We start from the raw sequence: 10,834 nt of genomic DNA on the forward strand, positions 1-10,834 counted from the left end.
CTCCGGAACGTTCGGGAGCAGGCCCTTACCACAGCCTTTCGGAACGCCGAACGAGGCGTCGCCCCGAACTAAGTCGCCGCCGCTTCCAGTTCTTTTTCGCTGGCGAGATAGCCAGCACGTTGCGCAATGATGGCGCAGACGAAGAGTTGGATTTGGTGGAACAGCATCAGCGGCAGGATGATCATGCTGACGGCTTGACCAGCGAACAGAATGTTGGCCATGGGGAGTCCGCTGGCGAGGCTTTTTTTGGAGCCGCAGAAGAGCAAGGTGATCCGATCGGCTGGAGTGAGCCCTGCTGCCCGCCCAGCCCACACCGTGGTTACCATGATGACCGCGAGCAGAATGACATCGGCCGCGATGATGATCGAAAGGCTCGCCAGACTCACTTCCTGCCAGATCCCGGCGATGACGCCGGCGCTGAAGGCTGAGTAGACGATGATAAGAATGGAGCCACGATCAACGACCTGCGTCAGAACGGAATGACGGCTGATGAAACCGCCGACCAAGGGGCGGAGTAGTTGGCCGAGGATAAAAGGCGCGAGGATTTGGAGACCGATATCGAGGATGGATTTTAGCGAAATGCCATCGCCCGAAGAATGCAGTAGCACGGCCACCAGCGCCGGGGTGAGGAACACGCCGAGCACATTCGACATCGATGCCGCGCAAACGGCCGCAGGGACGTTGCCGCGTGCGATCGACGTGAACGCGATTGACGACTGTACCGTAGACGGCAGGATGGAAAGATAGACGATGCCAATTGCCAGTTCTTCCTCGATCCATGGCGACAGGACAGCCGCCAAGGCCAATCCGCAAAGCGGAAACAGCACATAGGTGAAACCGAAGACCAGGCCTTGCAGGCGCCAGTTGGCGATGCCCGCCACGATCGCGCTGGTGTTGAGCTTGGCGCCATAGAGGAAAAACAGCAGCGCGACAGCGAAATAGGCGATCTGGTCGACGATATCTGCCCCGACGCCCGACGCGGGAAAAATGGTCGCGAGCGCTACAGTCCCGATCAGAAGGAAGAGATAATAATCGAGGCCGAAGCGTTTCAGGCGGTTAGCAAGGGACATTGGGACGTGCCAGATCGAGGAGATGGGGTTTGGTATAATGGATCGGCGCAATGATCCACAGCGCTCGGGCAGTTTTAGTCACGGGCAACCTTAGCGCGCTTCAAGCAGCCTAGCCGCTGATGTAGCGCCGCATGCAGTACATGAGCGTCGCTTTCTCGTCGCTCTCACGAACGCTGACGACACGTCCGAAGAGAACTCGGTGGGTTGCTTCGTCGACAAAACTAGTGAGTTCGCAGTCAAAGCTCACTGATGCGGTGGCGAGGACGGGGACTCCGGCAAAACCCTCGTGCCATTCGCCAAGGGCAAAGCGCTCCAAGCCCGGCATTCTGCCTCCAAAAAGTTCCGAGAGGTCTTCCTGGCCCGGCCTCAACGTGTTGACGCAGAAGTGGCGGGCGTTCTCGAAGGCGTGAAAACATGAGCTGGCACGATTGATGCAAACGAGCAGTGTCGGGGGTGTATCGCTGACGCTGCAAACGGCCGAGGCTGTGAAACCGTAGCGTTTCTCAGCCAGCGTCGTGGTGACGATATTGACGGACGTGCCGAGGCGCGACATGCCGTTGCGATAGGTGGCTTTGTCCACAGAGTTGGGGCGATGGTCCAAGACGTCCATATCGGCCTCTCAAGCATATTTTAGGGCGGAAGAACCGGAGCGGCGTTTGTCGCTCCTTTTGATCGATTTAGCGGTGGCGAACTCAGCCGGCCACACGGGGTGACGACAGGTCGGTGCTTAAGCCGATAGCTCCTGGCGGACGATCGCAGCGCCAGCACTCAGGGCCTGCAATTTTCCCGTAGCGATCTTTCGTGAAAGAGGCGCCATGCCGCAATTGGTGCTGGGATAGAGCTTGTCGGCGTCCACGAACTGCAAGGCCTTCCGCAGGGTCGCGGCGACTTCTTCCGGAGTTTCGATGGTGTTGGATGCGACGTCGATCGCCCCAACCATGACCTTCTTGCCGCGAATAAGTTCGATCAGGTCCATGGGAACATGGGAATTATGGCACTCGAGCGAAATCAGATCGATGCTCGATTTCTGCAGCGTTGGCAGCGTCTTTTCATATTGCCGCCATTCGTCGCCGAGCGTCTTCTTCCAATCCGTGTTGGCCTTGATGCCATAGCCATAACAAATATGGACGGCGGTCTCGCACTTGAGTCCCTCGATCGCGCGCTCAAGCGTTGCTACGCCCCATTCGTTTACCTCGGCAAAGAAGACGTTGAAGGCCGGCTCGTCGAACTGGATGATATCGACGCCCGCGGCTTCAAGCTCCTTGGCTTCCTCGTTGAGGATTTTGGCGAACTCCCAGGCGAGCTTTTCGCGGCTTTTGTAATGCGCATCATAGAGCGTATCGATCATGGTCATCGGCCCCGGAAGGGCCCATTTGATCGGCTGCGTGGTCTGACGACGCAGAAACTTGGCGTCTTCGACAAAGACCGGCTTCTGGCGAGAAACGGCGCCCACGACGGTGGGCACGCTCGCATCATAGCGATCGCGAATGCGCACGGTTTCGCGCTTTTCGAAATCGACGCCATCGAGATGCTCGATGAAGGTCGTGACGAAATGCTGGCGCGTTTGTTCGCCGTCGCTGACGATATCGATGCCTGCCTGTTGTTGATCGGTGAGGGATAGGCGCAGCGCGTCCTGCTTACCCTCGACGAGTTCTTCGCCGTCCAGTTTCCAGGGCGACCAGAGCTTTTCAGGCTGGGCCAACCAAGAGGGTTTGGGCAGGCTACCAGCCGTCGAGGTGGGGAGGAGTTTGTTCATGATGCTCGATCTTCTGTTCTTTTAACTGTTCAGGACGCGTAGCTGGCGCACCACTGGTCGAGCACGCTCTTATAGGGCTTGATAAAATGCTCTTCGGCGAACTTGCCCTGCTCGACGGCGAGGCGGCTACGTTCGTCGCGGTCATAGATCACCCGCGTCACGGAATAGTCCTGGTGCTTCAGGTCGGGCTGATAGAGAGCTCCGGCAGCCGAATTGGCGTTATAGATCTCGGGCCGGTAGATTTTCTGGAACGTCTCCATCGTGCTGATGGTGCTGATCAATTCCAGATTGGTGTAGTCACCCAAGAGATCGCCCACATGGTAGAACGCGAGCGGCGCCACGCTATCGGGCGGCATGAAGTAGCGAACCTTGAGCCCCATTTTGGCGAAGTACTGATCAGTCGACGAGAACTCGTCCTGACGGTACTCGACGCCCATAACCGGGTGCTGATTTTCGGTGCGGTGATAGACTTTGCTGCTTGAGGCACTGATGCAGATAACCGGCGGCTTGCCGAAATTTGCGCGGTAGATGTCCGAGTTCAGAAATGCCTTGAATAGCTTGCCATGGAGATCGCCAAAGCTCTCCGGAATGTTGAATTTGGCCTGTCCCTTATTGTGCTCGGGCAACACGACGCTGAAATCGTAGTCGCGAACATAGGACGAGAAGTTATTGCCGACGATCCCATCGACGCGCTCATTCGTCCTCTTGTCCAGAATGGTCGACTTAAGGATTTCGATGAGGGGGAACGAGGCGCTCTTTCCTTCGGCACCGATCGTCAACTCGACCGTGACGATGTCGAGTTCGACGGTGTAGCGGTCAGCTTTGGGGTTATCCCAATACGCCAAGGCGTTGAATCGATTGTCGATCATCCTCAGCGCATTGCGCAGATTCTCCTGCCGCCTTTCGCCGCGAGCGAGATTGGCGAAGTTGGTGGTGACGCGCGTGTTTTCAGCGGGCTGATAGTCCTCGTTGAAAGCAACGGTCTTGATTGCGAAAGTCAGGTCTTTGGTCATGGAGCGGTCGCCGTCTCTTATCGGTCTTGGTGTCAGTCAGCAGGGTTGGAAGTGGCGCATGACGTTTCGCCCGCGCGCATCATCGGGACGTCGAGCAGACCTGGCATTCGTTGGTGGCACGCCAAACATGCCGGCGGATTTTGCATTTGAGACATGACAAGCCCCAGTTTGTTGGGGGCAAGGCCGAGGCAAGCACATAGCGAAACGGGCCGCGCTCGCGACCATCACTACGGCACACCAGGACACCCCGCCCGTGGACGTTATTTCGCCGAGGCAGGTCTCCTGGCTCGCGGGTCATCGCCGTTGCCCGTCTTCCCAGGTCTGACCCCAGTGACATGGTGGACTTCAGCTCGCCGCTTACAGTTGCGGGGGCAGCGCCGGCATTCCCGACCTTTCGGGGCACCGGCTTCCCTCTTAGCTCCGGCACATCGCAAGCGGCGACCGGAGAACCTTGGCCTCTGCACATTCCGGCAGAAGCCATTGCGAGTCAATACCGTATAAAGATATGTTTATATCTTTAATCCATAAGGTGAGTGGTTTCAGGTTTGCAAAGCGTGAAGCAGCATGACGCGAGCCCCTTGCTCGCGTTGAAGCTAAAGCTATCTCGATAAAGAGATTTTGGTCGTGAAGCTAATAGCGACGGTCGCGCCGCTCGGTGCGCGACCAAGGCCAGTCTTCCGCTAGATCAAAGACGCAGCGGTGCCGGTGCGCCTGAAATCGGCCGATGCCATGAGGCCGGCATCGCTGCGCCAGCACATCTGGAAGGAGCCCATATTCCAGTCCCATGCCGGCATGGGCGTGAGATGGAGGCCGAGGGCGGTGACGCCTAGGACGGCTTCTGGTGCCAAGCGACTTTCGATCGTGAGCGCATAATTGTCCTCGAGCGGCAGCATGCGCGGGGCATCAGACGCCGCATCGGGCGTCATGCCGAAGTCGAGGATATTGACGAGCATCTGCGCCACTGTCGCGTAGACATTGCCTGGCGTGCCGAGCGCCAGCCAAGGCGCGCCATCCTTCATGACGAAGGTATTGCCCAAGATGTTGCGCATGCGGGCGCCGGGGGTGCGCCAATTGGAAAAGTGCGCGTTCATCGACGTCTGCTCGTGCGATCCCATCATGGCAACGCCGCCGACAGCCATGCCGGGGATGCCACCCGATTGCACCGTGTTCATCATTTGAAGCCAATTGCCTTCGGCATCGACGATCGAAATTTCACAACTGCCGACCGGCGCCTTGGACTTGGCGCTGTTCCAACCGGACGCCGCAAAGGCGGCGGCGCCTGTGGTCAACCGCACATGGTCGGTCAGGTCGACCTTGGGCCGGCTGGCCTGGATCAGTTGGGCCAGCGAGCGGTGATAGGCCGGGTCCGTGATGGCGGCGGCGCCCTCGCCGAAATATTGCGGGTCATGAAGGAAGCCGCATGCCTGTTCGGCCAGACGGAGCGCGTGGCTCATATAGAAGAGATAATCGGCGCCAAATGGCTCCATCTGGGCAATGCCCGCCTCCTCGAGCACGCCCAGCACCAGCGAGCAGAACACCGCCTGACGCTCCGGCGGGGCCAGACTGACAATCTCATTGCCGCGATGACTAAAACTCAATGGCTCCTGCCAGCGCGGCGGGTTGGCGGTCATATGGTCGAGCCGCGCCGGCCAGCCGAGGGCGTTGCCGACCGCCACGAAATCACGCGCCCATTGGCCTTCCGTAAAGTAGGTTGGACCCTCCTCCGCCAAAGTCCGAAGCGTCTTTGCCAAAGAGGGATTTCGCGTGATGCTGCCGACGGGTGGCAGATAGCCATCGGGCATGAAGACGGCGCGGCCTTCTTCGAAATAGGTCGAAAAGGGAGCGGCGAAGACGTTGACGCCATATTCGAAAGAGGAGACAGGATGCCCTTCCTCCGCCCAGCGAATGGCATCCTGGCACAATTCAGACCATGGTCGCGTGCCAAAGCGATCGTGCATGGCGCCAAGTCCGGGCATAAAACCAGGAATGGCTGCTTGCGGTCCCGGCGCGCCCTCCCGCGCCCAACCGCCGACGCCGTTGATCGGCCGGAATGGCGCTAGGTCGTGCGGCAAGGTGCCGAGTGAATTCAACTGAGAGGCGCGCTTGGTTTTGGCGTCCCAATAGAGAAACGAGACCATGCCCGCATGGCTCGTCAGGTGGGGTTCAACTGCCGCTTGCACCAAGGCTCCGGCGATGGCGGCGTCTGCAGCATTGCCACCACCGGCCAGGACTTTCATCACGGTTTCGGTGACGATCGGATTGCCGGTGCTCGCCACTGCCTTGCCGCGCGCCAGAGGCTTGGGGCCTTGGTCGACTATATAGCGGCTTTGCAGGTCAATCAGGCGTGCTTGATCCAACTGATGTCACCGTTTTCTTCGAGATAGAGATTATTCCTTCGGCTCCATGGCGTCGCGGAGACCATCGCCAAGGAAATTCACGGCCAGCACCGTGCAAAGGATCAACAGCCCCGGGGGAATGGCTAGCCAAGGCGCGACGCTGAGATAGGAACTGGCGCTGTTGAGCAGGTTCCCCCAGGTCGGCACCGGCGGCTGGATACCGAAGCCCAAAAAGCTCAGCGCCGATTCCAGCATGATGGCGCTGCCTACGGCCAGGGTGGCCGATACGGTGATAGGGCCGATGGCATTGGGCAGGATATGGCGGAACATGAGGCGCGCGCCCCCTGCCCCCAAGGCGCGGGCCGCCTCGACGAATTCGCGCTCACGAAGCGCCAGAAACTGGCTCCGCACTAAACGCGCCGTACCCATCCAGATCAGCATGCCGACGATGGCGACAAGGAGAGGCGGACTGGGACGAAAGAGCCCGGACAGCAGCAGCACAAGCGGCAAAGTCGGGATCGACAACATCACGTCGGTCAGCCGCATCAAGAGCGCGTCGGTCCAGCCACGGTAAAAACCTGAGAGCGCGCCCACCAAAGTCCCGGCTATCGTCGCAATGATTGCGCCCGCAAGACCGACAGCGAGCGATACGCGACCGCCATAGATCAGCCGGGTCAGGGAGTCGCGACCAAGTTCGTCAGTCCCCAGCCAATGCTGCGCTGAAATCGGTCCGGGTGAACCAATCAGCATGAAATCCTGCCCATCGAAGGAATAGGGCGAGAAATAGGGGCCGATGATGATCGCGACGGCGAGAAGCAACAAGAACGTCAGACCAGCTACTGCCGGCTTGTGCTTGAAGAAACGCTTGATGACGCGACGGCCATAGCTTTGCGGCGGCTGCACCTTGGCCAGCGGAATGGCAGTGTCAACCATAGCGGATCCTTGGGTCGAGCGATGCATAGGCGAGATCAGCGATGATGTTGGCGATGATGATGCCGAGCGAGCCCATCATCATCAGGCCCATGAGCATCGGATAGTCGCGGCCATCCATGCTTTCCATGAAAAGACGTCCAATACCGGGCCAGGCAAAGACGGTTTCAGTGATGACAGCACCGGAAATCACGGTGGCAAAATCCACCGCGATGACGGTGACTGCCGGGATCATGGCGTTACGCAGGGCGTGGAGAATAACCACCCCCCGCTCCGAGCGACCCTTGGCATAAGCGGTACGGATATAGTCCTGATTGAGCACGTCGATCATGCCGGACCGGATAAATCGGCTCCAACTGGCGACAGTGGCGAGCGACAATACTGCGGCAGGCATGACGATATGGCGCAGACGATCGAGAAAATCGCCGCCGCCGATGGATTTATAGCCAGCCGATGGCAGCCAACCCAGTTGCACGGAAAACAGCAATTGCAGCAGCAAGGCCAGCCAAAAGACGGGGATCGAGATACCCGCGAACGAGGCCAGCGTCAGGCTGCTATCGAGCTTCGAGCCACGACGCGAAGCGCTGATGATCCCGAGAGGAATCGCGATGATGAGGGAAATGATCAGCGCAAGGCCGCCAAGTTCCAAAGTTGGCCCGAGGCGCAAGACGATTTCGGTCAGCACCGGGCGACCAGTGCGGATGGAATAACCCCAATCGCCGACCACCATGGATTTCAGCCAGAGGAGGTATTGAATCGGCACCGGTTGATCCAAGCCATACGCGGCAGAGATCTGCGCCAGCGCTTCCTTACTGACGGCAGGGTTCTCGGTATACATATCGAGCGGACCGCCCGGCGCCAGATGGATAATGGCGAAGAGGATGACCGAAATACCCAGCAGCAGCGGGATGGCGCTCAATAGACGGCGCAAGACGTAACCAAAACTCATGCCGCCTCCAGGCTCGCAAAAAGAAAATGCCCCCGGCCCGTTGCGGCCGGGGGCGTTTGGTCTAGTGGAGATTACTCCATGTACCAGGCAGAGGTATCGACGAAGTTGGTCATGTTGGTTGGGTTCGGCACGAAGTTCTTGAGCTTGGTGGTCTTGGCGATCAAGGCCACGTTGTTGACCAGCGAGATGGTCGGCAGGTCTTCGGCCAGGATGGCTTGGAACTTCGAGGCTGCAACCTTGCGCTCGGCTGGGTCCAGCGTGTTCTCGAATTCGGCCATGGCTGCATCGAGCTCAGGGTTGGAATAGGACTGGCCATTGTTGGCGCCGCCCGTGCCCCAGAAGTCGTGGTAGACGGGGTTAGCCGAGGTGATCCAGCGACCATAGATCAGGTCGTAGCCGCCCTTATAGCGGGCTTCGCGATAGGCAACGCCGGTTTGGTTGTTGGCGGTTGCCTCGATGCCGATGGCCTTGAGCTGGGCAATGATGACTTGCTGGGCGAGTTCGTCATCTGCGCGGCCGGACTGTACCATGAACGCGTAGGAGAGGCGTTCGCCATCCTTTTCACGGATGCCGTCGCTGCCGGCGACATAGCCGGATTCGTCGAGGAGCGCATTGGCGGCGGCAACGTCATAGGCGAGGACCGGCGTGCTGTCGTCGTAGAAATCGAACACCGGCACGACAGGCGACTTGATAGCCTTGGGGAAACCACCCTGAGCGCGAATGATCACTTCGCGATCGATGCCCATGGCAATGGCCTTGCGCACGTTGAGATCGGCGAGCGATGGACGCTTGAAATTGAAATCGAGGTGCTGCCAGCTCAACTGGGGCCCCTGGACGATTTCGATGCCCTCGATGCCCTGAACCTGGCTCGCCTGGCTGTAGGGTGTCGAGACGACCATGGTCACTTCGCCCGACTTGAGCTGGGTGATCAAGGTATTGGTGTCGGGGATCATCTTGAAGATGATGGAGTCGAGGTAGGGCAGCTTGTCGCCATTTTCGGCGGTGCGCCAGTAATCGTCGTTGCGCACGGTCTCCACATATTGGCCGCGCACGAATTCCTTGACCTTGAACGGTCCGGTGCCGACTGGGGTCTCATTGTAGGACGAGGTGTTGAGATCGGTGCCTTCGAGCAGGTGCTTTGGCATGATGCCGAAGGTGAACAGCGTCGCAGCAAAGGTCGGCGTGATCGTGTTGTAGTTGACGATGACCGTATAGTCGTCGGGGATGTCGATGCTCTCGACTTCGGACGAACCATCCTTGGATTCGGCGATGAACGCCGGGTCCTTGACTGCCTCCCAGGTGTATTTCACGTCGGCAGAGGTGAAGGGTTCGCCATCATGCCACTTGACGCCTTCGCGCAGCTTGTAGGTGATCTGCATGGTCTTGCCGTCTTCCGAGACGACGATGCCGCCATTTTCGAGCGATGGCACTTCGGTGGCGAGGACCGGCACATAGACCGCGTCCTTATCGGGTGCGATCAGGCCTTCGATAACGGCAGCCTGCGCATCGCCGAGGAAGCCGGTCGAATAGGGATTCATCGTATCGATCTCATAGGTGAGACCGACGATCAGCGTGCCGCCGGGCGCCTGGGCCCAGGCTGGGAAAGCCCGCATGGTGGTGAGTACGGCGGTACCGGCAAGCATGCCCTGAAGCGCTGCACGGCGGGTCAGTTTGATTGTCATTGTCACGTCCTTCTACCTGATGCCCATGCGGGCGTTTGCCTTAGCCAGCTTCGGCCGGTCTTGTCGTCTAGTAGCCCAGCGTTCGATCCACGAGATGCGGCAGCTTCTCGCCGCGCTCGAACCGCCGGATATTTTCAGCCATTTCCGCCACGGCCGTATGCGCATGCGTCGGCGCCGCCACGTGGGGAGAGAGCAGGACTTTTGGGTGGCTCCACAGCGGATCTGCCGCCGGGAGAGGCTCCGTCCGGAAGACATCGAGGGCGGCGCCGCTCACCTGTCCACGATCGAGCGCATCGATCAGATCGGCATCGACCACATGGCCACCGCGTGCCCCGTTGATGAAGAACGCGCCCCTGGCCAAGGCGTTCAGCACGGTCGCATCGACGACATTGGCCGTTTCGCTGGTCATGGGCAGGAGGTTGACGAGAATGTCGGCTCCGCTCACTGCATCCATGAGGGCCGGGCGGCCCGCAAAGCTGGTTGCGCCATCGATCGGGCGGCCAGATCGGCTCCAGACGCGCGTCTTGAAACCAAAGCGGACGAAATGGCCGGCGACCTGCGAGCCAAGGGCCCCTGCCCCGAGCACGGCGACGGTGCGCTCGCGCGCCAGCTTTTCCTGCTGCGGCGCCCATTCGCGCTTGGCCTGAAGGTCGGCATAGGTGGCGAGGTTGCGGTGCCAAGCGAGCGCGTGAGCCAGCACCCAGTCCGACATACCGTCGGCCAATCCATCATCGACCAGACGAACGATCGGCAAATGGTCCGGCACTTCGCCACTTGCAAGCAGGTGCTCGATGCCGGCGTTCAGACTCAGTACAAGCTCAAGGCCCGGAACTGCAGCGATAACACCCGGCGTCGGGCGGCCGACCACGATATATGGCACAGGCGCATCCCCAGACTGGGGCTGCTGGGTGAACACTTCATGCTCTGGCAACTCGCTGCGAAACAGCTCGGCCATGTGCTCTGGATTGCTTCGTGCGGCGATAAATATACGTTTCATGACAAGCAGCATGATGCGGCAGGAAGGCGTCATGCAATGCCCGAAAAAATCCGCTTTATGCGCACTTCAACTCATGCACTGGGCAAATCGTCCAAATGCAC

Annotated in this window: 9 protein-coding genes and 1 riboswitch; all 9 genes read right to left on the reverse strand. The window is 59.5% G+C overall.

The window, feature by feature from the left end:
* Nucleotides 1-68: 68 nt before the first annotated feature.
* The 9 genes from DevBK_RS08805 to DevBK_RS08845 all read right to left on the reverse strand — a co-directional run bounded on the left by DevBK_RS08805 (nt 69) and on the right by DevBK_RS08845 (nt 10,733).
* Nucleotides 69-1,070, reverse strand: coding sequence for a bile acid:sodium symporter family protein (locus tag DevBK_RS08805; RefSeq protein WP_061907212.1), 1,002 nt, complete (start codon nt 1,068-1,070; stop codon nt 69-71).
* 109 nt (nt 1,071-1,179) lie between these two features.
* Nucleotides 1,180-1,680 carry a flavin reductase gene (locus tag DevBK_RS08810; protein WP_317185157.1) on the reverse strand — a complete coding sequence of 167 codons (501 nt, stop codon included), beginning with the start codon at nt 1,678-1,680 and terminating at the stop codon, nt 1,180-1,182.
* A gap of 117 nt (nt 1,681-1,797) precedes the next feature.
* Nucleotides 1,798-2,826: a methionine synthase gene (locus tag DevBK_RS08815; RefSeq protein ID WP_317185158.1), complete on the reverse strand. Its 1,029-nt coding sequence runs from the start codon at nt 2,824-2,826 to the stop codon at nt 1,798-1,800.
* A 29-nt stretch (nt 2,827-2,855) separates the two neighbouring features.
* A complete protein-coding gene (locus tag DevBK_RS08820; protein WP_317185159.1) occupies nt 2,856-3,839 on the reverse strand; it encodes a DUF1852 domain-containing protein in 984 nt (327 codons plus the stop codon).
* A gap of 254 nt (nt 3,840-4,093) precedes the next feature.
* Nucleotides 4,094-4,308, reverse strand: a riboswitch (cobalamin riboswitch).
* Nucleotides 4,309-4,519: 211 nt separating this feature from the next.
* The gene (locus DevBK_RS08825) at nt 4,520-6,196 is read right to left on the reverse strand and encodes a gamma-glutamyltransferase (RefSeq protein WP_317185160.1); all 1,677 of its coding nucleotides are present in this window, start codon (nt 6,194-6,196) and stop codon (nt 4,520-4,522) included.
* A gap of 30 nt (nt 6,197-6,226) precedes the next feature.
* Nucleotides 6,227-7,108 (reverse strand): ABC transporter permease, encoded by an 882-nt coding sequence (locus DevBK_RS08830; RefSeq protein ID WP_082461221.1) that lies wholly within the window; start codon nt 7,106-7,108, stop codon nt 6,227-6,229.
* A complete protein-coding gene (locus DevBK_RS08835) occupies nt 7,101-8,054 on the reverse strand; it encodes an ABC transporter permease (protein ID WP_061907217.1) in 954 nt (317 codons plus the stop codon). Before DevBK_RS08835 ends, DevBK_RS08830 begins: the two co-directional genes overlap by 8 nt.
* A 71-nt stretch (nt 8,055-8,125) precedes the next feature.
* Nucleotides 8,126-9,736 carry a peptide ABC transporter substrate-binding protein gene (locus DevBK_RS08840; protein WP_082461220.1) on the reverse strand — a complete coding sequence of 537 codons (1,611 nt, stop codon included), beginning with the start codon at nt 9,734-9,736 and terminating at the stop codon, nt 8,126-8,128.
* 67 nt (nt 9,737-9,803) lie between these two features.
* Nucleotides 9,804-10,733, reverse strand: coding sequence for a glyoxylate/hydroxypyruvate reductase A (locus DevBK_RS08845; RefSeq protein WP_317185161.1), 930 nt, complete (start codon nt 10,731-10,733; stop codon nt 9,804-9,806).
* Between the last annotated feature and the right edge of the window lie 101 nt (nt 10,734-10,834).

It is taken from the genome of Devosia sp. BK, from assembly GCF_032907385.1.
In the GTDB taxonomy this organism is placed as follows: domain Bacteria; phylum Pseudomonadota; class Alphaproteobacteria; order Rhizobiales; family Devosiaceae; genus Devosia.